Below are 22,389 nucleotides of genomic sequence, written 5' to 3' on the forward strand. Positions count from 1 at the left end.
AATGGCCAATGAAACTAGAAAAAAAAAGCAGGAGTCCCAATTCCTGAGCTACCTGCGTACAGCAGACAAAAGCGACTTGCAAGTCCTGGCAAAGCTTTTAGCACCGTACCTTGCCGATACTGATTTGCGACAATGCAAAATTTGGGGGGACCGTAACCGCCTCCATTTGGAAAATATCACGATACCCATTAACGACTTGCTCCTGAACACGCGCTCCGGCCACATAACCATAGAGAAAGACTGTTTCTTTGGGCACCGCTGCATGTTGTTAACAGGCACACACGACTATGAAAAGCTGGGCAAGGAAAGGTTGGCTGCGGTGCCAAGCAGTGGCCGAGACATCCATATCAAAGAAGGTGTATGGTTAGGCTCTGGCGTGACCGTATTAGGTCCAGCGACAATAGGAGAAAACGCAGTCATTGCTGCGGGCAGCTTGGTGACAGGCGATGTCCCTCCCAATACGATAATGGCAGGCCATCCCGCAAAGCCCATTAAGAAAATCGATGGTTCCGAGCTGGACTAGATGTCTATTGCGTCAAAACACTGCATTTTCCGGCAAGGCAGTTATTATAGACGACTGCAGTGCCTGTGTTCGCATGGAGACATCAAACATCTCAGCTATCGCCTTCATCCTGCCTTAAAAAATGCACTCATAAAAGGTAATGACATGCCAAAAGCGAAAAACAGGATTACCGCACGCGAGCTCATCCACACTATCATCCCCAAACTGAAAGCCATGGAAAAGCTTGTCGGCGATACGCTTCTTGTCCTGCTCGAGACGGCGGGTGACGAAGAGGAGCGCAACCGGCGGTTGCTGCAACGCCAGGAGTTCGAGCTGGAGGTCACCATGATCCGTATGAATCTCGACCACCTGATGAAGCGCTACGCCAGGGAGATCCAGGAGGTGGTCGACGCCACCGACGATCGCCCGGGCGCCATCTTGCAGCTGGACCAGCATGAGCGCTTGGCCATCGAAAACGCCAGGCAATTATATGAGCGCGTACAGGCGATCCAGACCGCCTGACCGATCGCTGATTCAGATGCGCCAAGGCACAGGCATTCCGAGATAGCTACGTTGGGTCACCTACAGTGTCTGGCCTGCTCACGCAGCATGCAATGGCTTGATTCGGGCAACCTCATCGCTGACCGATTGAGCTGCGTTCCACAAATCAAGGGCGCGCTGCGCATTCAGCCAAAACTCAGGAGAATTATCGAACAAACGACCAAGCCGAAGAGCCATTTCGGGGCTGACGGCGCGACGTTCACGCAACAGCTCATTTACCGACTGACGGGAAACACCCAAGGACTCAGCCAGCCGAGTGACGCTCAGGCCATAGTCCGGAATAAAGTCTTCTCTCAGCATTTCACCAGGATGAGTCGGCTTACGTTGCATACCGGCATCATTAGGAATACTCATGTTAGCCACCTCCTCAGTGGTAATCGCATACTTCCACGTCGTAAGCATCGCCGTCCTCAAAACGAAAGCAAATACGCCATTGATCGTTTATTGAAATAGCATGTTGACCCTGCCTGTCACCAGAAAGCGGATGAAGTCGATTACCGGGCGGTACCTTCAAATCCTCAAGTTGCTCTGCGAAATGCACGTATTCCAGCTTTCGGGCAGCTCGTGGAGCAACATCCTGAGGAAATTTCTTCGCCTTTCCCCTGGAGTAAAGCTCTCGAGTGCGCTTGTCCGCGAAGGTCTTGATCATGCCTGACAATGTAATCTGTCACGTTACGAATGTCAATCAGGCATGATGCCGTTGGTGATGCATTGACTCACAATCAAGATACGAGCGCTGCCGGGATCATGGCGCCTGGCGCATCATTCGGAAACGCGTTTCCACCCCATACCGCCCGAACCCCGTCCCGGGCCGGCAGACTGTATGTATAAAGTTTGCTTTCAACCGGCCGATAGGATTCATAACGTTGCGTCGTGAGCATGGCGCCGGCCGCGTCTCCAGCCGGGCGCGCGCAGAATCCGGCTCGATAAAACCTAGAACCAGGGATCCTTCATGGTACGCAGACTTCTCCTCACCGGCCTGGGCAGTTCGTTGCTGCTGAGCGGTTGCTTCGTCGCCAATACCTCGCAGGCACCGATGGCGACGACCTACCCCTACAGTGAGCAGCAGAAAATGCAGGCGGCCCATCACTGGGACGTGCTGGCGGAGTACGAGGCGGCAGGCATGCTGCGTAGCACCGCGCTGCGCGGGCGTTCGCTGTTCATCAACCCCACGCATGCCGATTCGACGTTCGCGCAGAGCTTCGGCGACCTGCTCACCAGTCAGCTGGTATCGAACGGCGCGCTGGTGCGTACCGACCCGATCAACGCCGCCCAGGTCGATTACCGCGTTCAGCTGGTCGAGCACAAGGACCGCGATTTCGTGCGCGCACCGGTGGGCACCTGGACGGCGCTGAGCACGGGCATCGCCGTGGCCACGCTACCCATCAACAACTGGAGCGAGCCGGCACTGGCAGTGATCCCCGGCGCCGCCCTGATCGACGCCTTCAGCGGCAGCTGGGAAGACGTCAGCAGTCAGGAGGTGATCGTGACCACCCAGGTCAGCGAGAGCAATCGCATCCTGTATTCGTCGTCGAACATCTATTACATCAACGGCGGGGATGCAGGCCAGTACGAAGCGCCGAAGCAACTGCCCGTGACCGACGCCTGGTGAGGAGCCCCCTTTCATGAAACCGATCAAGTCGCTCCTGCTGCCTCTCGTGCTGGCACTGGTCATGACGCTCGGCGCCGGTTGCGCCTCCAACGGCGGTGACAGTTACATCACCACCGGCAACGCCACGGTGGACATGCTCGAACTGGTCCGCGAGACCTCCGCCGACCTGCTCGCCAACACTCGGGAGCTGGACCCGGACAAGCCGGTCGTCGCGGCGAGCTTCGTCAGCATCGACGATCTGAGCGAATCGTCGACCTTCGGTCGCACGCTCTCCGAGATGTTCGCTTCGTCGCTGAGCCGGGCCGGGATGACGCTGATCGAGGTCAAGATGCGCGACAGCCTGTTCATCGAGGAGCAGACCGGCGAGCTGATCCTGTCGCGGGACATTCGCCGGCTCTCTGCCTCGCACAACGCCCAGGCGATCCTGCTGGGCACCTACGGCCAGGGCCAGAGCACGGCGTACGTGAATGTGCGCCTGGTGCGCACCCGCGACAACGTGGTGCTCGGCGCCTCGAGCGTGCAGATTCCGCTGGACCGCAACACCCGGGCGATGCTGCCCAACCGTTGGTAGCGAATCGAGAAGCGTTGAAGGTTCATCCCTTTAACGCTTCAGCTTCTCGATACCACGCCGATACCTTGCCTATGGGCGTCCTCGGGATTCCCATGGGCTAACCAACAAGAACCCTTAAGGTGCGCACCGCGAGGCTTGGCCATGACCTCTTATTCAATCGATCCGACCGCCGGTCCTGCGACGACCGCTTCCACGTCGACGACAACCGCAACCACGCCGCAACAGCGACTCGAACGCGCCCTGGCGCATCTCGCCGAGCCGCCTGGCGCCATCGGCGGCGAGCAGATCGGTCCCGTCGGCCCATTGCATGCCACCCAGGACTCGCTGGTCGAGCCGCTCCAGCGGATCAATACGGTGATGCGCAGTTATGGCCTGGAATTCGACCTGCAGGCGTACGACAGCCGCGTGGTGACCCGTGTCGTGGATCGCGAAAGCGGTGAAGTGATTCGCCAGATACCCAGCGAGGAGGTTCTGCGCATCGCCGAAAACCTCGCCCAGATGCAGGGCCGCTTGATCGAACTGCAGGCCTGATTGATTCAGCCCAGGGGTACACCGAGGGAAGGGTAGCCCGCGAGTCCCGCACCGGAGACGCAGCCAACAAGGAAGAAAGGAGACAGGCCACCGATGACACCGCAGCGCACTGCCTCGAAGCATCGGATGCGCAAGGCCATGCTGACCAAGCCCCGGCGGCTTGCCGCCCTACGTGCAACGAAGTTGCTGGACACGCCCAGCGAGGCGCGTTTCGACGACCTGACACAGCTGGCCTGCCGTCTGTTCGAGACGCCGATCGCCTGGATCAGCCTGCTCGACGCCCATCGCCAATGGCTCAAGTCGGCCTGCGGCCCGGCCGTGCGTGAAATGCCCATCGAACACGCCTTCTGCACCCACGCCCTGGAATCCGACACGGTAACGGCGATAGAGGATACGCTGGCCGACCCACGCTTCGCCGACAACCCCTACGTACGAGGCGAGCCATACATCCGCTTCTATGCCGGGGCGCCCATTTACGGCCCCGGCCGGATGCCCCTGGGCGCCTTCTGTATCGTCGGCGCCTCGCCGCGTGCGCTCGATGCCCGGGAGCGCGAGACGCTCGAACTCCTGGCCCGGCTGACCACGCTCGAAATCGAACGCCATACCGCCCGCCGACGGGCGCGGCCGGACCATGCAGCTGCCCCCCGGCCGGGGCAGGATTCACCACGGCCGGGGCAGGATTCACCACGGCCGGCGCTAGCTGTCGAGGAGCGCTGGCAACGCCCCTACGCGGCGCTGGAGCCGGCCCACGGCGATGAGGACCAGCTGGCACAGCTCGACGAATTTCGCTCCACGCTGGACGCCACTCTCGACCTGATTCTTATCGTCGACGAGCGGACGCGGCGCTTCAGCTATTGCAATCGGGGCGCCATCGAGCGACTGGGCTATTCCCGCGACGAGTTACTGGCACTCTCCCCCGGCACCCTCGATGAGGCGCTGTCGGTTACCGCGCTCGGCGAGCGTCTGGCGGCGCACCATGGCAAGCGGGCTCTGCGCCTGAACGCCAACCTGCTCTGTCGCAGCGGCGAAACGCTGCCGGTCCAGGCACAGATCCAGTGCGCGCCCTCGCCCCGCTTCGAGGGAGCCCGGTTCATCATCGTCGCCCGCGACCTGCGCGAAACCCTGGAGGCACAACGCGAGATCGAGTGGATCACCCACCACGACGGCCTCACCCACCAGCTCAACCGCACCGGCTTCCTGCGCGCACTGGCCCGCGGCGAACACGTTTCCGAACAGGGCAAGCGGGTCCAGCTGGTCGCCGTGTTCGGCATCGATCGTTTCAAGCGCATCAACGATGCCCACGGCACGACCCAGGCCGACGCCATCCTCTGCGAACTGGCCCAGCACTTGAGCAGCCTGATCGCGCCCTGTGCCGAGGCCTGCCTGGGCCGGCTGGGGGGCGACGAGTTCGCCGTCAGCGTACCGCTCGAGCAGGCCTGCGAGGCATCGCAGCTTGCCGAGCACCTGCGCGAGGCGGTCGAAAGCCACCGCTTCCGTGCCATCGAGGGGCTACAGCTGACCGTCAGTGTCGGCCTGACGGCACACAGCCTCTACCAGACGGCCCCCGAAGAACTCTTGAGACGCGCCAATGCGGCACTGGTACGCGCCAAGCAACATGGTCGCAACCGCGTGCGTCAGTACCTGAGCGGCATGCTCGACGAAGCCAGCCGCCACGAGGCGATCGAACGGCGTCTTGCCGGCGCGTTCGAGCGGCGCGAATTCCATCTCGATTTTCAGCCACAGTGGTCGCTCCAGGCGCTCGAGCGGCCGTGCGGCGCCGAGGCGCTGCTACGCTGGCAGGTGCCCGACCAGCAGACGGTCGGGCCGGATGTCTTCGTGCCGATTCTCGAACAGAGCGGATTGATGGTGGAGGTGGGTCGCTGGATCATCGACCAGGCGCTCGATACCCTGGCGGCGAACCGGCCACGGTTACCCGCCGATTTCTTCGTCAGCATCAATATCAGCGCCATCCAGCTGATGGACGATACCCGGCTGGCCGATTACCTGGTCGAGGCGCTGAACCGTCGCGGCTTGCCCGCCTCGGCGCTGGAACTGGAAATCACCGAAACGGCGCTGATCCAGTCACCGCACTGGGTCGGTCAACAACTCGAGGCGCTGCATCGGCAATCGATCGCCATCGCCCTCGACGATTTCGGGACCGGCTTCTCGTCGCTTTCGCATCTCAAGCAGTTCCCCTTCGATACCGTCAAGATCGACAAGTCGTTCATCGCCGGGCTGCCCGGCTCGTCCGAGGACCGGGCGATCGTCGAGTCGCTGCTCACGCTGTGCCGCGGCTTCGGCAGGAACGTCTGCGCCGAGGGCATCGAGACGCCGGCCCAGCTCGACTATCTGCGCCGGCTGGGCTGCAACCGCGCCCAAGGCTATCTGCTGGCTCGTCCGGCGCGCGACCTGCTGGCGCACAACGCTCAGTGATGGCGAGAAAACGCCAACGCTCCCGCACAAGCAGCGTTCACGCCACTCGCCGAGAGGATCGGAGGAAAACGGAGTCGAAGGCTACGCTTTCGCCGCTTATACCTGCATGTTCATGATGTCCTTGTAAGCCGTCACCAGGCGGCTTCGCACCTGCACTCCCATCTGAAAGCCGATGCTGGCCTTCTGCATGTCGACCATCACGTCGTTGAGCGCGACATCCGGATCGCCGGCCTGGAACGCCTTTACGCTGGCATCGGATTTTTTCTTCAGCTGGTCGATCTTCTGGATCGACGACTGCAACGCATCGGCGAAGCCGCCCTGCCCCACTGACGTCGCCAGCTGCTGGCCGCGGCCGGCCTGGGTCGCGCTGGCCTGGTTGGCCAGGCTCTGCATCTGTTGCAAGGCCGCTTGAATGGCGGGTGCGCTCATGGCGATTCTCCTGCCCCATTGGTGGATGAAGGCAAGCCTAGCATCGACGCCGGCCGATCATGGCCGCAATTGAGCTTCAAAAATGGGGCTTTTCTTGCCTTTAGGGCGACAGCACCTGCGGATAATGGCCTCCATCACACGACCGTCCCCTCAACAAAGCGCCCAGCCCGGCAGGCACATCGCCTACCGATCGCCACGACAAGCGCAACCGGGACTTGGAATCGATGGATGCTGGAGCCGGATATTAAAATGCTATCTGCACCGACCCGATATGCGCGGGCCGACGCTAACACCGCCGTCCTGATGCGCCCGACCCTTGGCGGAGGGCGCTCATGAGCGACGTCGCCTCTTCGCAGCAGAGCAACCCCCGGGCAGCCAATGCCTCGTCGCAGGGCGCTTCCGCGCAAGGGCTGCTCAAGCAGTTGCGCGAGAACCCGCGCATCCCCTTGATCATTGCCGCCGCCGCGGCGATCGCCCTGATCGCCGTGCTGCTGCTGTGGGCGCGCAGCCCCGAGTACCGGGTGCTGTACAGCAACCTGAGCAACTCCGACGGCGGAAGCATCATCAACGAACTCGACGCCCGTGGCATTCCCTACCAGTTCAGCGAGGGCGGCGGCGCACTGCTGGTACCCGCCGATCAGGTTCACACGCTGCGCCTGCAGCTCGCCGAGCAGGGCCTGCCCAAGGGCGGCGATGTCGGCTTCGAGCTGATGGACAATCAGGCCTTCGGCATCAGCCAGTTCGCCGAACAGGTCAACTTCCAGCGTTCGCTCGAGGGCGAACTCGCCCAGTCGATGAAGGCACTCGGCCCGGTTTCCCAGGCCCGCGTGCATCTGTCAATGGCCAAGCCCTCGGTGTTCGTGCGCGAGAGCGAACCCGCCAAGGCCTCGGTGGTACTGACCCTCGAGCCCGGCCGGGTGCTCGGCGATGGCCAGATCAACGCCATCGTGCACATGGTTTCCAGCAGCGTCCCGCAACTGGCCACCGAAGCGGTCACCGTGGTCGATCAGGATGGCCGATTGCTGTCACGCAATGGCAGCCAGCTGGGCGGCCTCGACGGCACTCAACTGAGCTACGTCAAGAAGATCGAGACGGCCTACCAGACCAATATCGAGCGCATCCTGGCACCGATCCTGGGCGTCGACAACGTGCGCGCCCAGGTCGCGGCGCAGGTCGACTTTTCCAAGCGCGAGCAGACCGCCGAGCGCTACTCGCCCAATCAGCCGCCCAACGAAGCCGCCGTCCGCAGCCGTCAGGTGAGCGAGTCGTACACCGGTGGCGATGCCCTGCCCAGCGGCATCCCCGGGGCACTTTCCAATACACCGCCGGGTACCGCCGCCTCGCCGATCGACAATGGCGTGGACGCAGAAGGCGCCGACGAGGGTGAAGGCGCTGACAATGCCGGCGATGCCCAGGGCACCGACGAGGCGAACGAGCCGCCGAGTCGCCTGGACCGCAACGACACCGTCAACTACGAGGTCGATCGCCAGGTCGAGCACACCCAGTTCCAGCGCGGCGGTCTCGAACGTCTCTCGATAGCGGTCGTGGTCGACTACCGCGATGGTGTCAACGAGGCCGGCGAGCGCGTCAAGCAACCGCTCAGCGACGAACAGCTGGCGCAGATCGAGCGTCTGGTGCGTCAGGCCGTCGGCTTCTCGCAAGTGCGTGGCGACGCCATAGAGGTGGTCAACAGCCCGTTCACCGAAAACGAAGAGACGGTCGTGGAAGTCCCCTGGTGGCAGACACCCGAGATGCTGCAGCTGGCGATGACCCTGGGCCGTTACCTGCTGGTCGCCCTGGCCGCACTGTTCCTGTGGTTCATGGTCCTGCGCCCGCTGATCAAGCGTCAGAGCGCGGCCCTGCCCGCGAACCAGTCGGCCGCCCTGCGTAATCCGGGCGCCATGACCGCCGCCGGCAGCGAGGACGAGGATGCCGACGAGGACGCGCTGGACGAAGCCGCCGAGGCACCGCCGCGCCGCCGCCGTCGCGCCAATGCCTACGAGCAGAACCTCAAGGATGCCCGCGAGATCGCCCAGGAGGATCCGCGGCTGGTAGCCATGATCGTCAGAAGCTGGATGAACGACAAATGATCGAAATGACCGGCGCCCGCCGCGGTGCAATCCTGCTGCTCTCCCTCGATGAAGACAGCGCAGCCGAAATCTTCAAGTTCCTGGGCGCCAAGGAGGTCCAGGAGATCAGCATGGAGATGGCCAAGCTCGACCAGGTCTCCCACGAGGAGATGACCCAGGTGCTCGCCGAATTCCACGACGAGGCCGAGCAGTTCACCGCCGTCAACCTGCACTCCAGCGACCACATCCGTTCGGTGCTGACCAAGGCGCTGGGCAGCGATCGCGCTTCGAGCCTGATCGAGGACATCCTCGAGAGCACCAGCAGCGCCTCGGGCATCGATTCGCTGAACCTGATGGAGCCGTCGATGGTCGCCGAGATGATCCGCGACGAGCATCCGCAGATCATCGCCACGATCCTCGTCCATCTCGAACGGCATCAGGCGGCGAGCATTCTCGAGCTGTTCGACGACAAGCTGCGCAACGACGTGGTGTTGCGTATCGCCACGTTCAGCGGCGTGCAGCCGGCCGCCCTGCAGGAACTCACCGAAGTGCTCGGCGGCATGCTCGACGGTCAGAACCTCAAGCGCAGCAAGATGGGCGGCGTGAGGACCGCGGCCGAGATCCTCAACCTGATGAACTCCGCCCAGGAAGAGGTCGTCATCGATACCGTGCGCGCCCACAGCGAGGACCTGGCGCAGAAGATCATCGACGAGATGTTCCTGTTCGAGAACCTCATGGACATCGACGATCGCGGCATCCAGTTGATCCTCAAGGAGGTCGACACCAACTCCCTGGTGGTGGCGCTCAAGGGCGCGCCCGACGCGCTGCTCGAGAAGTTCATGGCCAACATGTCGCAGCGCGCCGCGCAGATGCTGCAGGAAGATCTCGAGGCCCGCGGCCCGATTCGCGTATCCCAGGTCGAGGCCGAACAGAAGACCATTCTGCAGATCGTGCGCCGACTCGCCGACAGCGGCGAAATAGCCCTGGGCGGAGGCGACGACAGCTATGTCTGATTACCTGGTCAATCCCGAGCATGACGACGGCGCCTGGCGGCGCTGGCGAATGGATGAGCTGGGCAGTCCCGACCAGGCGCGCAGCCAGCGCGAACGCCGCGAACTGATGCGCCAGCAGGCCGCCCGTCGCCAGGCCGAACTCGATGCGATGCGCGAGCAGGCCCGCCAGGAAGCCTACCAGGCCGGCTATCAGGAAGGTTTCGAGCAGGGCCAGCAAGCCGGCTACGAGGAGGGGCTGAAAGAGGGTCGCGAGGCCGGCGAAGCCGAGATGCAGCGCCAGACCCGCGAAACGCTGGACCCCTTGCTGCCGCTCGCCGAGCAGTTCGGCGAGGCGCTTGCCACCCTCGACGAGGAGATCGCCGAGCATCTGGTCGATCTGGCGCTGGCCACCGGCCGCCAACTCGCCGGCGAAGCCCTCGAAGCGCGCCCCGAGGCGATCCTGGATATCGTTCGCGAACTGCTGCATGTCGAGCCGACGCTGTCAGGGCGACCACGGCTGTGGCTGCACCCCGCCGACCTGACGCTGGTAAAGGCCCAGTTGGGCCATGAATTCGAGGCCGCCGGCTGGCAGTTGCAGCCCGACGACATGATCAGTTGCGGTGGCTGTCGCGCGACCAGTGCCAACGGCGATCTCGACGCCACCCTGGAGTCGCGATGGGAGAGCATCGCCAACCAAGTGCGTCGCCGCAACTCCGCCGTCGACGCCACCGGGCAGTCGTCATGAGCGGCGTCGGCGAAGCCAACCGCCACCAGGGCCATTGGCGCAACGCACTCGGCGGCGTGCATCAGCGCGTCAGCGCGCTGCCCAGCTATCGTGCCAGCGGACGCATCGTCCGCGCCACCGGCCTGGTGCTCGAAGCGGTCGGCCTGCGCATTCCGCTGGGCAGTGCCTGCCGCATCGAACTCTCGTCACGGTCGGGCGGCCCGGGCGATGCCTCGGCACGCTACGCCGAGGCCGAAGTGGTCGGCTTCTCGGGCGAAAAGCTGTTCCTCATGCCGCTCGAGGAGATCAGCGGCTTGCTGCCCGGCTCGCGCGTACTGCCGCTGGGAGACGGCCAGGAGGCCAACAGCAGCGCACGGCGCTTTCCGCTCGGCGATCAACTGCTGGGCCGCGTGGTCGACGGCAACGGCCGGCCGCTGGATGGTCGGGGCGAGCTGCACGACGTGCGCCACGCCCCGCTGGCCACCCCGCCCTTCAACCCCATGGCTCGGGCGCCGATCGACACCCAGATCGATGTCGGCATTCGCGCCATCAACGGCCTGCTGAGCGTCGGTCGCGGCCAGCGCATGGGGCTGTTCGCCGGTTCCGGGGTGGGCAAGTCGGTGCTGCTGGGCATGATGGCCCGCTATACCCAGGCGGACGTGATCGTGGTCGGGCTGATCGGCGAGCGCGGTCGCGAGGTCCAGGACTTCATCGAGAACATTCTCGGCGCGGAGGGCCGCCGCCGCGCGGTGGTCGTCGCCGCGCCCGCCGACACCTCACCGCTGCAGCGCCTGCAGGGCGCCTCCTACGCCACACGCCTCGCCGAGGATTTCCGCGATGCCGGGCGCAACGTGCTGCTGATCATGGATTCGCTGACCCGCTACGCCATGGCCCAGCGCGAGATCGCCCTGGCGATCGGCGAGCCGCCGGCGACCAAGGGCTATCCGCCCTCGGTGTTCGCCAAGCTGCCCAGCCTGGTGGAGCGCGCCGGCAATGGCCCGCGGGGCGGCGGCTCGATCACCGCCTTCTATACCGTGCTGACCGAGGGCGACGACCAGCAGGACCCGATCGCCGACTCGGCACGGGCGATTCTCGACGGGCACATCGTGCTCTCGCGGCAGCTCGCCGAGGGCGGCCACTACCCGGCCATCGACATCGAAGCGTCGATCAGCCGGGCGATGACCGCCATCGTCAGCAATGAGCACCACCGCCGCGCCCAGCAGTTCAAGCAACTGGTCTCGCGCTATCAGCGCAATCGCGACCTGATCAGCGTCGGCGCCTATACCCCGGGGCACGATCCACAGCTCGACCAGGCGGTCTCGATGTTCCCGTCCCTCGAGCGTTTCTTGCAGCAGCGCATCGACGAACGCGCGAATATCGACGAAACACGGCAGGTATTGGACGGATTGGTCAACGCCTGAACGGGTATCCTGGCCAAAGCTAGTCTGACCAGAATCGGGTAAACCATCATGACTCAAGCGTCACCACTGGACACATTGATATCGCTGACCCGCGAATCGCGCGACAGTGCCAGCCTCAAGCTGGCCGAGCTGCGACGCGCGCGACACGACGCCCAGGCCCAGCTGGATACGCTTTTCCGTTACCGCCAGGAATATCGCGAGCGCCTGCAGGGGGCCATGGCCCATGGCATCGGCCCCGACAGCTGGCAGAATTATCAGCAGTTCCTGGCCTCGCTGGACAATGCCATCGAGCGCGCCCGCCAGTCGTTGAACGAGCGCGAGAACCAGATCAGCCGGGGCCAGCAGTATTGGCAGGACGAACAGCGCAAGCTTTCCGCCTACGACACCCTGGTGGATCGGCGTGAGCAGCGCGAACAACAGCGCGCCTCGCGACTCGAGCAGCGCCAGAACGACGAAATGGCCAACGGCCTGCTATTGCGCCGTCAGCATAACGAATCCCGACACGGGTCGAGCCACTAGGCTCTACTTGTTAAAAGCAAGGAGGCCCGTCACATGGCCATGTCACCTCTGCCTGCCGTTACTTCCAGCCAGCCGAGCGGGACCCAGGGCGGCAAACCCGCCCAGGGCGAGCAACCGGCCGATGGCTTCGCCCGGCTGTTCGCCCAGGCCAGTCAGCCCGGCAAGGCTGGCGGCGCCGAGGGCGCTTCCCGCAGCGAGACGCATCGCCCGGCCGATGCCCAGGCCGACAAAGCCGACGAGCTCGATCTGGCATTGGTCAGCGACGAGACACGGGGTCTGATGGATGCTGCCCATGCCAACGCCGCCGGCGCCCCGGGCGGTGAGCCAATCACCTCGGCCGAGGCGCTGGCGACGCTGCTCGCTTCGGCGAGCACGGGGAATAATCTCGATGCCGCCGAGTCCGGCCTGGCGGCGGGACTCGGCAGCGATGAACTGGCAGGCATTCGGGAACGGCTGGATACCCTCGCCCGCTTCCGCGACGACGTCGCGCTCAATCCATTGGGCCAGGCCATCGCCCAGGTCCAGCAAGCGAGCCAGCAGGGCGGTATCGGAAACAGCCTGCTTAACCAGGCCAATGGCGGCAGCTTCAGGAGCGCTGATCCGAGCGGTGCACAGGCGACGCTGCTCGGGGCGGGTGAAACGCTGGCCGGGGCCGGCCACACAGCCAAGTCGGGCCCGTCCGGCGCCAGTTCGACCGGCTTCAATGCAGGCGGCGCCAACCCGGGTGGTAACGACGCCGGGCTGAACTGGACGCAGCAACTGCAGACCCAGGCCGCCTCGACACTCGCCGCGGCCGGCGGCACCCAGCCCGACGCCGGCGACTGGCTGAGCAGCGTCAGCGAAACCCTGGCAACCGCCCGTTCGGGTGCAGCGGAAACGTCGAACGCCCTGCCCCTGCACACGGCCACGCTGCCAGGTGCGGGCCAGTCCGCGGCCACGGCCAGTGCCAGTGTCGCCCAGACACCCACCCTGAGCGCTCCGTTGGCCTCGGCCGAATGGCAGCAGAGCCTCGGCCAGCAACTCGTCAACCTGCAGCAGCGTGGCGACCAACGCGTCCAGTTGCACTTGCACCCGGCGGAACTGGGACCGTTGTCGATCCATCTCAAGGTCGACGACCAGATGGCCCAGGCCCAGTTCATGTCGGCCAACCCACATGTGCGTGCCGCCGTGGAACAGGCCATCCCGCAATTGCGCGAGGCGCTTGGCGAGGCCGGCATCCAGCTTGGTGAAGCCATGGTCGGCGATCAGCAGCAGGGCCAGGATCAGCATCCGGACGGCACCGCCGAGACAGGTCGCATCGCCGGAACCCTGGCCCCTGGCACCAACGACATCGCGGGCGATACGCTCGATGATGGCCCGCTCGGGGACAGGGGCGGCATCGCCCTCAACGGCGTGGATCTCTACGCCTGATTCGACGCGCCGGGGACGAACCCGGCATGCCGACAGCCCGTCGGACTCGGCCGCTCCTCGCGGGAGTAGCGGGCTGCGCGACAGATCGGCGTAGTGTCCGACAGGCTGCAAGACCTTCACTAACCCCGGCGTCGGCCGATATGCCTGTAGGCATCAGCGCGCTCGGCCCTCTTCCCCAGGGTCACGGCACGTTTCTCAAAACGCCGAGATAGCCGTGAATCGGCAGCCTTTTCAGGCCACTCCGAGAGCCCTGCTGCCGGCATACTTCTCCCATCACCGATCAAGACGGCGTAAGCAATGGCCAAGACGAAAACCGAAGGCAAGAAGAGCAAGCCCTGGTGGCTGCTGGGATTGCTGATCATCCTGATATCCGTGGCCTGTTCGGCCGGGGTGTACTATCTGCTCGACTCGCGCTCTGCCGCCAGCGAGGAGGTGACGGAAGCCGCGCCACCTGTCGAGGCGGAACCGCCGATCTTCGTGCCGGTACAACCGTTCACCGTCAATATCCAGAGCGACGACTATTCGCAACGCTTGCTGTATATCGGCCTTTCCCTCAAGGTCGATGACGAAGAAGCCAGCCAACTGGTCAAGACACATATGCCGCAGATAAGAAGCCGACTGCTGATGCTGCTGTCCAGTCAGAACGCCGACGACCTGATAACGCCTCAGGGCAAGGAGAAGCTGTCACGGCAGATCCTGGCGCTGTTCGACAAGCCCTTCAGCGAACCGCAGCCGGCATTGAACGTCGATGACGTGCTCTACACTGACTTCATTGTGCAATAGGACATCATGGCTCAAGACGATCTGCTCTCGCAGGACGAAATCGACGCCCTGCTCAAGGGCGTCAGCGGCGAGGAAGAGACCGCAGCCCAGGATTCGACGGCTGGCTCGCGCGTACGTCCCTACGATCCGGCCACCCAGCACCGGGTCATCCGCGAGCGTCTGCATGCGCTGGATATCATCAACGAGCGTTTCGCCCGTCAGTTCCGCATGAGCCTGTTCAACCTGCTGCGGCGCAGCGCCGACATCACCGTCGACAGCGTTCGCTACCAGAGTTACAGCGATTTCGCGCGGCACATCCCGGTACCCACCAACATCAACCTGATCGGCATGAAGCCGTTGCGCGGTACCGCCATGGTGGTCTTTCCGCCCAACCTGGTGTTCATGGTGGTCGACAACCTGTTCGGTGGCGACGGACGTTTCCTGACCAAGTCGGAGGGACGCGAGTTCACCCACACCGAGCAGCGCATCATTCAGCGACTGCTGCGGCTGGCGATCGACGCCTACCACGACGCCTGGAAATCGGTCTATCCGCTTGAGATCGACTACATCCGTTCCGAGATGCAGGTGCGCTTCGCCAACATCACCAGTTCGCCGAATGAAATCGTGGTCAACAGCAGCTTCCACCTGGAAGTCGGCAACCTGTCCAGCGATTTCCAGATCTGCATGCCCTACTCGATGATCGAGCCGATTCGCGACCTACTGTCGGGGCCGTTGACCGACAGCAATGCCGAGGAGGACCGCCAGTGGGGGCAGCGCATGGCCGGCGAGATCAAGCAGTCCGAGGTGGAGCTGACCGCCGACTTTGCCGACGTCACGACCACCCTGGGTCGCGTGATGTCGCTCAAGGAGGGCGATGTACTGCCCATCGAATTGCCGGACATCGTTGCCACCCGTGTCGACGGCGTGCCGGTCATGCAGTGTGAATACGGCAGCCAGCATGGCCAGCGGGCGCTCCGCGTGCGCCGCCTGATCGATCATGCGGCGTCCAACGCCAAGTTTTTTGCCCCCGGCCTGACCGCCGGAGCCAAGGAATCCGATAATGACTGACCCGAAGAATCCCGACCAGACCAACTCCGACGACGATTGGGCAAGCGCCATGGCCGAGCAGGCTTCGGAAGGCGACGCTGCCGCCGACGATCCCTGGGCCGCGGCGTTCGCCGAGCAGGAGGAAGCCGAGCATCAGGTCGAGGAAGAGCCCGAGGCCGCCCCCGGCAATGCCCGGGCCGCCGGCGACACGGTATTCAAGCCGCTGGACGGTACGAGCGACGCCACCGGCTCGATGCGCGATCTCGAGATGATCATGGACATCCCGGTCAAGCTGACCGTGGAACTGGGCCGCACCCGCCTGACCATCAAGCAGTTGCTGGAGCTCGCCCAGGGCTCGGTCATCGAGCTCGACGGTCTCGCCGGCGAGCCCATGGATATCCTGATCAACGGCTACCTGATCGCCCAGGGTGAAGTCGTGGTGGTCGACGACAAGTACGGCATTCGAATCACTGAAATCATCACCCCCTCCGAGCGCGTTCAAAAGCTCAACCGATGAGTCAGACTTCCGCAACCCAAGGCGCTGCCGAGACCATCGGCAGCGCACAAGGCGACCTGATGGGTCTCGCCGTACTCGGCAAGACGGCGCTCGCGCTGGGGCTGGTCATTGCCGTGATCTTCGCCTGCAGCTACCTGCTGCGACGCCTCAGTGCCGGACGCGGGCGGGGCGACCGCCATCTCAAGGTCGTGACGAGCACCGCCGTCGGCCAGCGCGAACGGGTGGTCATCGTCGAGGTCGAAGGCACCTGGCTGGTGCTGGGCGTGGGGGGCGGCCAGGTCACCCGCCTGCACGACCTGCCCGCGCCCGACGAACCCGAGCGCGACGACCATGCTGGCGACGAGGCGCAGGGTTTCGCCGCGCGCTTCGCCACGGCGCTACGCGCCAATGCCCGCGGCTCGCTGGGTCGACGCGGCAGCCGCCCCGGGCATGGGGAGGACCAGCGATGAGCGCACTGCGTCCGTCCCGTGCTCCCGCGCGGGGGCGTGCCAGCGCCGGTCGTCGCACCGCCGCCCTGCTGCTGCTGGTCCTGTTGGCCCTCGCCTCGCAGGCGGCGCTGGCCCAGTCGGTACCCGGCCTGACCAGCCAGCCCCTCGAGGATGGCGGCCAGCAGTGGTCGCTGAGCCTGCAGACCCTGCTGCTGCTCAGCTCGATGGCCTTCCTGCCGGCGATACTGCTGATGATGACCAGCTTCACCCGGATCATCATCGTGCTCGGCCTGCTGCGCACCGCCATGGGCACGCAGTCGGCACCGCCCAATCAGGTACTGCTGGGCATTGCGCTGTTCCTGACATTCTTCATCATGTCACCGGTGCTCCAGCAGGTTTACGAACAGGCCTGGCAGCCCTTTTCGGATCAACAGATCAACTTCGACGTGTTCATCGAGCAGGCCAGCCAGCCGTTTCGCGAGTTCATGCTGGCCCAGACCCGCGAGCCGGACATCGCCCTGTTCGCGCGGCTGGCCGACGCCGGCACCTTTCAGGGGCCCGAGGACGTGCCGATGCGCGTGCTGCTGCCCTCGTTCGTGACCAGCGAGCTCAAGACCGCCTTCCAGATCGGCTTCACCATCTTCATCCCGTTTCTGATCATCGACCTGGTGGTTGCCAGCGTGCTGATGTCGCTGGGGATGATGATGGTACCGCCGGCGACCATTTCGCTGCCGTTCAAGCTGATGCTGTTCGTGCTGGTCGACGGCTGGCAACTGCTGATCGGCTCGCTGGCCGAGAGCTTTTACCTATGAAGCAGGATGTTCTGCCTACCCGGCTCACCCTTTCGGCACGAGCCGCCATCGCACGCCTTCAGGAGGCCTCGACATGACGCCGGAAATGGTGATGAGCATGGCCTACCAGGGCATGAAAGTGACCCTTTACCTGGCCGCCCCGCTGCTGCTCACGGCACTGGCCATCGGCCTGCTGGTCAGCCTGTTCCAGGCCGCCACCCAGATCAACGAGATGACGCTGTCGTTCATCCCCAAGATTCTCGGGGTCTTCGCCGCCCTGGTGCTGACAGGCCCCTGGCTGATCCAGTTGATCACCCAATTCACCACCGAGCTGTTCCAGAACATCCCGCACATGCTCGGGTAGGCCGGGCAGCTCATGATCGAAGTCACTTTCGACCAGTTGCAGGCCTGGATCGTCGCCTTTCTCTGGCCCTTCACGCGTCTGGCCGCATTCATCATGGCGGCGCCGCTGTGGGGGCACAGCAGCGTACCCCGGCAGTCCAAGATCGCCCTGGCCGCCGTGCTCGCCTATATCATCGCACCGACGCTGCCGCCGCTTCCCGAGGTGCCGATCGTCTCCTGGCAGGGACTCGGCATCATGGTCGAACAGACCCTCATCGGCGTGGCAATCGGCCTGATCATGCGCATCGCGCTGGCCGTGGTGATGGCGGCCGGCGAGTACATCGGCCTGCAGATGGGCCTGGCCTTCGCCACCTTCTTCTCGCCGGATACCGGCGCCAACACCATGATCCTGTCGCGATTCTTGTACATGATCGCGTTGCTCATGCTGCTGGCCTTCAATGCCCATCTGGTGGTCATCGAGATCCTCGCCGAATCCTTCCAGACGCTGCCGATCGGCATCCAGGCGCTCAACCCCGATGCCTTCGAGTTCATCGCCCGCTACGCCAGTACCATCTTCACCTCCGGGCTATTGCTCGCCCTGCCGGTGGTCGCGGCGCTGCTGATCATCAACTTGTCGCTGGGCATTCTCAATCGCGCGGCACCTCAGCTGACGATCTTTTCCATCGGCTTCCCCATGACCCTGACCGTGGGGCTTGTCCTGATCGCGGTGCTGATGCTGGATTACGGGCGCTTTCTGGAAATACTCTTCGCCCAGGCCTTTTCGACGATGCGCGAGATGCTCGCGCTGTTAGCTAGCTAGGCCGCGAAACTTTTCCCGTCATCGAGTACCTTAGAGGGACGTGCACCCGCCCTTCCGGTACGACGAGAACATCCATGAGCCGCACAGATCGCCGCCCCTTCCATCGCCCCTTTCACGGGGCGGCTCATGCGCTCATCGCCGGCGCGGGGCGGCATCTGGGCCTGGGCCTGCTCACGCTGGCCCTGGCCATCGGCAAGGCCGCGGATCGATTGTTGGCCGGTGGCAACGACGCGGACCGACAGCTGCCATCGGGCAAGCAGCCCCCCGCGCATCTACGCACGCTGCAAGCCTGGCTCCGGGCCCGAAGGGCCGGTCTGCAGGTCGCCGACATCGACCCCCTGACCGGGATAGGAACCCGCCAGGCGGCACTCGCCGAGATCGACCGCCTCATCGAACGCAGCGAGAACTTCGTCCTGCTGCGCCTGAGTGTCAACAATCTCAAGACCATCAACCAGCACCTCGGCAACAGCGTCGGCGATCAACTGCTGGTCGCGCTGGCGCAACGCCTGCTGCAGTTGCACTACCACCGGGGCCGGGTCTATCGGCTCGGCGGCGACGAATTCCTGATGCTGGCCGCCCCGCCCACCGATCCGGCGGAGCTGCACGAGGATCTGCGCCAGGTCCTCTGCCAACCGCTCGAGCTGGAAGGCACGTCGCTGATCCCCTCGCTGTCGCTCTCGGCACTCAATTACCCCGAGCATGGCCAGGAGGCCCGCCGCCTGTTGCGCCGCTCGGGCATCGCCCTGTCGCTGGCCCGCGAAGGCCACGAAGGCTACCGCGCCTATCAGGAGGACCTCGATCACCGTTACGACCGCGAACGACAACTGCTGCGCGACATGGTGCTGGCCGTCCGCGACGATCAGTTGCGGGTCGTTTACCAACCCAAGATCCACATCGCCGATGGCAGCATTGCCGGCTTCGAGGCTCTGCTGCAGTGGCGGCATCCCCAACTCGGCCTGCTGCAGCCCGACACCTTCCTGCCACTGGCGGTCGCTTCCGGTCACATGGCGCTGCTCGGCGACTGGATGCTCCAGCAGGTGATCGCGCAGATGGCCGAATGGACAGCGCAGGGGCGCCCGCAGCATACCGCCGCCAATCTATCGGCGGTGGACCTGGAGGACGCCCAACTGAGTCAGCGCATCGCCGGCTGGCTGGCCGAGCTCAATGTCGACCCGCACCTGCTGATGCTCGAGGTCACCGAACAGTCGATGATGCGCGAACCGGCCCTGGCTGCACAGCTGCTGGGCGAATTGCGTGAACTGGGCGTTCAGATCGCCATCGACGATTTCGGTACCGGCTATTCCTCGCTGACACAGCTGCGCCGGTTGCCGCTGGATATCCTCAAGATCGACAAATCCTTCGTGCTCGAATTGCCCAACCAGCCCGACGATGCACTCATTGTCGATGCGACCATCGCCCTGGCTCACCGCTTCGGCCTGCAGGTGATCGCCGAAGGCGTCGAAAGCCGGCAACATCTGACACTGCTCGCCGAGGCCGGCTGCGACCAGGCCCAGGGCTTTCTGATCTCGACTGCCCTGGACGCCGACGCCGTGCTCGACTGGCTCGACGATTATCCGGCTCCGACGGGTTACAACGCCGCAGGTTCCTGACGACAAACGTGAAATTGACCGTCAACGGTGCAACCCGGCAGACTTGCGCAGTGTTATCGACCCCGCCGACACGGCGATCCGGGTGATCGAATCGACTCAGCGCCCACCGGCAGTCCGTCGGTTGCCAACCGCATCCAGCGATGGCGAAGTCGATCACCGGCCTTTGCAACTCCTTGAACGACAAGGCTGAGGCTGATGATAAACGAACGGCAGCGCTGGCCGCTGGCGACGAAATGCAACTACCGAAAGATCCAGTGGCTATTCCTGGGGTCGCTCCTGGGGAGCCTTGTCGCGGCCGCGGCAAGCCTGTACGGCGCCGCGCAATACCATGACGCGGAGCTCGACGACGATTTCCTGACGACCGCGCTGGCCATTCTCCTGCTGGCGCTGGTCCCGCTCGGTATCGTTGTCCTTCTGGCATTGCGCCGGGTTGCCGGCGGCAACCCGAGGTCCACCGACGGCGGCGATGCCTCGCCGCCCCGGAAGCGCCTGGATCAGCAGCAACGGGTGTGGCGCCACCTGCGTGAGCTGCATCAGCAAAACGCCCCCGAGCCACACTTTCTCTCGGTCGTGCTCGAATCGCTCAAGGCGCTGCTCGGCACGCCGCGCATCAGCATCTGGTTCTTCGACGATGCCGGCCAGACACTGACCTGTCGCTGCAACCTGCCCGACGCGCCCATCGACGATCGCCTGGAACGCCAGGAACTGAGCCATTACTTCGACACCCTCCATCGCATGCCCTACGTAGCCGCCAGCCATGCGCTCGGCGACCCGAGGCTGAGCGAACTCGAGGGCTATCTGGGCAAGCACGGCATCGCCGCTGTGCTGGATGTCGGCATCTTCGTCGGCGGCGAGTTGCGTGGCGTGCTGTGTTGCGGCGACAGCCAGCCGCGTGACTGGCAGCCCGACGAGATCAACACGATGATGAGCGTCTCGGGCCTGCTGTCGCAATTCGCCGAATCCCTTCGCCGTCGCGAGGTCGAGGACGATCTCGACCAGCAGATCCACTTCGATCCCGTCACCGGGCTGCCCAATCTGCGCGGCCTGACCCGCGCCATCCTGCGTCAGGGTGCCGCTCTGGCGGCTTTTCATCTGGTCGTCGTGCGCATCGGCGGGCTGCGTCAGATCAACCAGCAGTTCGGCCAGGAGGCCGGCAACCGGACCCTCGGCGAGATCGCCGGCGTACTGCGCATGCGCCTGATGCCACAGCGCCGCACCCCCCGCCTGGCGCGCCTGCCCGGCAACTATCTGGCGATACTGCTGCCCGGCGACAGTCCCGATGCCTGGCTGCTAGAGCGCCTGGAGGAAGCGCTGACGGCCCTGACCGAGACCCCCTGGCTGAGCGACGAGCACCCTTGCCAGTTGCATTTCCTCGCCGGGGTCGCCCACTACCCCCGCGACGGCCATAACCTCGACGAGGTACTGCAGGCCGCCGAACTGGCGCTCAAGCAGGCGCGACAACAGGATCAGCGACTGCTTCTCGAATACATGCCGCAGCTCAGCGAATGGGCGGCGCAGCGCCTGCGCATCGAACAGGAGTTGCGCAGCGCCCTGGCCCAGCAGCAGTTTCGCATCGTCCTTCAGCCGCAGTTCACCGGCAAGGGCACCCTGTACGGTGCCGAACTGTTGCTGCGCTGGCAGCATCCCGAACGCGGCCTGCTCGCCCCGGGGCACTTCATCGACGATGCCGAACGTTGCAACCTGATGCGCCCGATCGGCGACTGGGTACTCGACCAGGCGGCGGCGCTGCTGGGCGGTCCACTGGCCGACACGGAACTCACGCTGTCGGTCAACGTGTCGATTCAACAACTCGCCGACAGCACCTTCGCCGCGCGTATCGAGAACCTGGTCACCGAAGGCGGCGTCGCGCCGCAGCGGCTGGTGCTGGAAATCGTCGAGTCGCTGCTGGCGACCCCCGAGCTTGCCGCCACACTGCAACAGCTGCGTCGGTTCGGGGTGCAACTGGCGATCGACGATTTCGGTACCGGCTACTCCTCGCTACGCTACCTGCAGGATTTTCCGCTCAACGAGATCAAGCTCGACAAGAGCTTCATCGACCCGCTGCAGAACGGCGACGATGCACCGCTGGCGCGTTCGATCATCGCCCTGGCACAATCCATGAAGCTGCGTCTGGTCGCCGAAGGGATCGAGACCGAGAACCAGCTGGCCTTCCTGCACCGCCACGGCGTTTCGCGCCTGCAGGGCTATTACCTGGCCCGTCCTGAGACGCCGGAGACGTTCCTCGCTCGCCTCGCCGAAGAGGCATGAAGCCGGCAACCCGCTGTCAACGCGTCGTAA

General features: G+C 64.4%; 24 protein-coding genes. 21 read left to right on the forward strand and 3 right to left on the reverse strand.

Annotation, left to right across the window (positions count from 1 at the left end):
* Nucleotide 1 precedes the first annotated feature (1 nt).
* Together HR9077_RS02550 and HR9077_RS02555 are read left to right on the forward strand one after the other, a co-directional pair.
* Nucleotides 2-523 (forward strand): acyltransferase, encoded by a 522-nt coding sequence (locus tag HR9077_RS02550; protein ID WP_136064815.1) that lies wholly within the window; start codon nucleotides 2-4, stop codon nucleotides 521-523.
* A gap of 144 nt (nucleotides 524-667) precedes the next feature.
* Nucleotides 668-1,024 (forward strand): hypothetical protein, encoded by a 357-nt coding sequence (locus tag HR9077_RS02555; RefSeq protein ID WP_136064817.1) that lies wholly within the window; start codon nucleotides 668-670, stop codon nucleotides 1,022-1,024.
* A gap of 78 nt (nucleotides 1,025-1,102) precedes the next feature.
* Here HR9077_RS02555 and HR9077_RS02560 read toward each other — a convergent pair whose 3' ends face one another.
* Both HR9077_RS02560 and HR9077_RS02565 read right to left on the reverse strand, forming a co-directional pair.
* Nucleotides 1,103-1,417: a HigA family addiction module antitoxin gene (locus tag HR9077_RS02560; protein ID WP_136064819.1), complete on the reverse strand. Its 315-nt coding sequence runs from the start codon at nucleotides 1,415-1,417 to the stop codon at nucleotides 1,103-1,105.
* A 13-nt stretch (nucleotides 1,418-1,430) separates the two neighbouring features.
* Nucleotides 1,431-1,712: a type II toxin-antitoxin system RelE/ParE family toxin gene (locus HR9077_RS02565; protein ID WP_136064821.1), complete on the reverse strand. Its 282-nt coding sequence runs from the start codon at nucleotides 1,710-1,712 to the stop codon at nucleotides 1,431-1,433.
* A gap of 303 nt (nucleotides 1,713-2,015) precedes the next feature.
* On the opposite strand from HR9077_RS02565, the gene HR9077_RS02570 reads away from it, so the two are divergent.
* The 4 genes from HR9077_RS02570 to HR9077_RS02585 all read left to right on the forward strand — a co-directional run bounded on the left by HR9077_RS02570 (nucleotide 2,016) and on the right by HR9077_RS02585 (nucleotide 6,210).
* Complete coding sequence (locus HR9077_RS02570; RefSeq protein WP_136064823.1) at nucleotides 2,016-2,675, forward strand: hypothetical protein; 660 nt, start codon at nucleotides 2,016-2,018, stop codon at nucleotides 2,673-2,675.
* A gap of 13 nt (nucleotides 2,676-2,688) precedes the next feature.
* Entirely contained in the window at nucleotides 2,689-3,246 is a 558-nt protein-coding gene (locus HR9077_RS02575) for a FlgO family outer membrane protein (protein WP_136064825.1), read from the forward strand.
* A 141-nt stretch (nucleotides 3,247-3,387) separates the two neighbouring features.
* On the forward strand, nucleotides 3,388-3,777 hold the full coding sequence (locus tag HR9077_RS02580; protein ID WP_136064827.1) for a flagellar protein FlaG: 390 nt from the start codon (nucleotides 3,388-3,390) through the stop codon (nucleotides 3,775-3,777).
* A 93-nt stretch (nucleotides 3,778-3,870) separates the two neighbouring features.
* Entirely contained in the window at nucleotides 3,871-6,210 is a 2,340-nt protein-coding gene (locus tag HR9077_RS02585) for a sensor domain-containing phosphodiesterase (RefSeq protein ID WP_136064829.1), read from the forward strand.
* Between the two features lie 96 nt (nucleotides 6,211-6,306).
* Here HR9077_RS02585 and fliE read toward each other — a convergent pair whose 3' ends face one another.
* Entirely contained in the window at nucleotides 6,307-6,639 is a 333-nt protein-coding gene (fliE, locus tag HR9077_RS02590) for a flagellar hook-basal body complex protein FliE (RefSeq protein ID WP_136064831.1), read from the reverse strand.
* A gap of 332 nt (nucleotides 6,640-6,971) precedes the next feature.
* On the opposite strand from fliE, the gene fliF reads away from it, so the two are divergent.
* The 15 genes from fliF to HR9077_RS02665 all read left to right on the forward strand — a co-directional run bounded on the left by fliF (nucleotide 6,972) and on the right by HR9077_RS02665 (nucleotide 22,359).
* Nucleotides 6,972-8,729 (forward strand): flagellar basal-body MS-ring/collar protein FliF, encoded by a 1,758-nt coding sequence (fliF, locus tag HR9077_RS02595; protein WP_136064833.1) that lies wholly within the window; start codon nucleotides 6,972-6,974, stop codon nucleotides 8,727-8,729.
* Nucleotides 8,730-8,734: 5 nt separating this feature from the next.
* Nucleotides 8,735-9,721 (forward strand): flagellar motor switch protein FliG, encoded by a 987-nt coding sequence (fliG, locus tag HR9077_RS02600; protein ID WP_458692903.1) that lies wholly within the window; start codon nucleotides 8,735-8,737, stop codon nucleotides 9,719-9,721.
* The gene (fliH, locus tag HR9077_RS02605) at nucleotides 9,714-10,445 is read left to right on the forward strand and encodes a flagellar assembly protein FliH (RefSeq protein WP_136064836.1); all 732 of its coding nucleotides are present in this window, start codon (nucleotides 9,714-9,716) and stop codon (nucleotides 10,443-10,445) included. The genes fliG and fliH overlap by 8 nt, the downstream gene beginning before the upstream one ends.
* On the forward strand, nucleotides 10,442-11,845 hold the full coding sequence (fliI, locus tag HR9077_RS02610; RefSeq protein ID WP_136064839.1) for a flagellar protein export ATPase FliI: 1,404 nt from the start codon (nucleotides 10,442-10,444) through the stop codon (nucleotides 11,843-11,845). The genes fliH and fliI overlap by 4 nt, the downstream gene beginning before the upstream one ends.
* Nucleotides 11,846-11,893: 48 nt before the next feature.
* Nucleotides 11,894-12,364 (forward strand): flagellar export protein FliJ, encoded by a 471-nt coding sequence (gene fliJ, locus HR9077_RS02615; RefSeq protein ID WP_136064841.1) that lies wholly within the window; start codon nucleotides 11,894-11,896, stop codon nucleotides 12,362-12,364.
* Between the two features lie 33 nt (nucleotides 12,365-12,397).
* Nucleotides 12,398-13,774 (forward strand): flagellar hook-length control protein FliK, encoded by a 1,377-nt coding sequence (locus HR9077_RS02620; protein WP_136064843.1) that lies wholly within the window; start codon nucleotides 12,398-12,400, stop codon nucleotides 13,772-13,774.
* Between the two features lie 297 nt (nucleotides 13,775-14,071).
* Nucleotides 14,072-14,557, forward strand: a complete 486-nt coding sequence (gene fliL / locus HR9077_RS02625) for a flagellar basal body-associated protein FliL (RefSeq protein ID WP_136064845.1) — start codon at nucleotides 14,072-14,074, stop codon at nucleotides 14,555-14,557.
* Nucleotides 14,558-14,563: 6 nt separating this feature from the next.
* A complete protein-coding gene (fliM, locus tag HR9077_RS02630; protein ID WP_136064846.1) occupies nucleotides 14,564-15,604 on the forward strand; it encodes a flagellar motor switch protein FliM in 1,041 nt (346 codons plus the stop codon).
* Entirely contained in the window at nucleotides 15,597-16,100 is a 504-nt protein-coding gene (fliN, locus tag HR9077_RS02635) for a flagellar motor switch protein FliN (protein ID WP_136064848.1), read from the forward strand. Before fliM ends, fliN begins: the two co-directional genes overlap by 8 nt.
* Nucleotides 16,097-16,549 carry a flagellar biosynthetic protein FliO gene (fliO, locus tag HR9077_RS02640; protein ID WP_136064850.1) on the forward strand — a complete coding sequence of 151 codons (453 nt, stop codon included), beginning with the start codon at nucleotides 16,097-16,099 and terminating at the stop codon, nucleotides 16,547-16,549. The genes fliN and fliO overlap by 4 nt, the downstream gene beginning before the upstream one ends.
* Nucleotides 16,546-17,340, forward strand: coding sequence for a flagellar type III secretion system pore protein FliP (fliP, locus tag HR9077_RS02645; protein WP_244612989.1), 795 nt, complete (start codon nucleotides 16,546-16,548; stop codon nucleotides 17,338-17,340). The genes fliO and fliP overlap by 4 nt, the downstream gene beginning before the upstream one ends.
* A gap of 73 nt (nucleotides 17,341-17,413) precedes the next feature.
* A complete protein-coding gene (fliQ, locus tag HR9077_RS02650) occupies nucleotides 17,414-17,683 on the forward strand; it encodes a flagellar biosynthesis protein FliQ (RefSeq protein WP_136064852.1) in 270 nt (89 codons plus the stop codon).
* A 12-nt stretch (nucleotides 17,684-17,695) separates the two neighbouring features.
* A complete protein-coding gene (gene fliR, locus HR9077_RS02655) occupies nucleotides 17,696-18,481 on the forward strand; it encodes a flagellar biosynthetic protein FliR (RefSeq protein WP_136064854.1) in 786 nt (261 codons plus the stop codon).
* Nucleotides 18,482-18,555: 74 nt separating this feature from the next.
* Complete coding sequence (locus HR9077_RS02660) at nucleotides 18,556-20,091, forward strand: putative bifunctional diguanylate cyclase/phosphodiesterase (RefSeq protein ID WP_136064856.1); 1,536 nt, start codon at nucleotides 18,556-18,558, stop codon at nucleotides 20,089-20,091.
* A gap of 195 nt (nucleotides 20,092-20,286) precedes the next feature.
* Nucleotides 20,287-22,359 (forward strand): putative bifunctional diguanylate cyclase/phosphodiesterase, encoded by a 2,073-nt coding sequence (locus tag HR9077_RS02665; RefSeq protein ID WP_136064858.1) that lies wholly within the window; start codon nucleotides 20,287-20,289, stop codon nucleotides 22,357-22,359.
* Nucleotides 22,360-22,389 lie beyond the last annotated feature (30 nt).

The organism is Modicisalibacter radicis (genome assembly GCF_900961225.1).
Classification (GTDB): Bacteria; Pseudomonadota; Gammaproteobacteria; order Pseudomonadales; family Halomonadaceae; genus Modicisalibacter.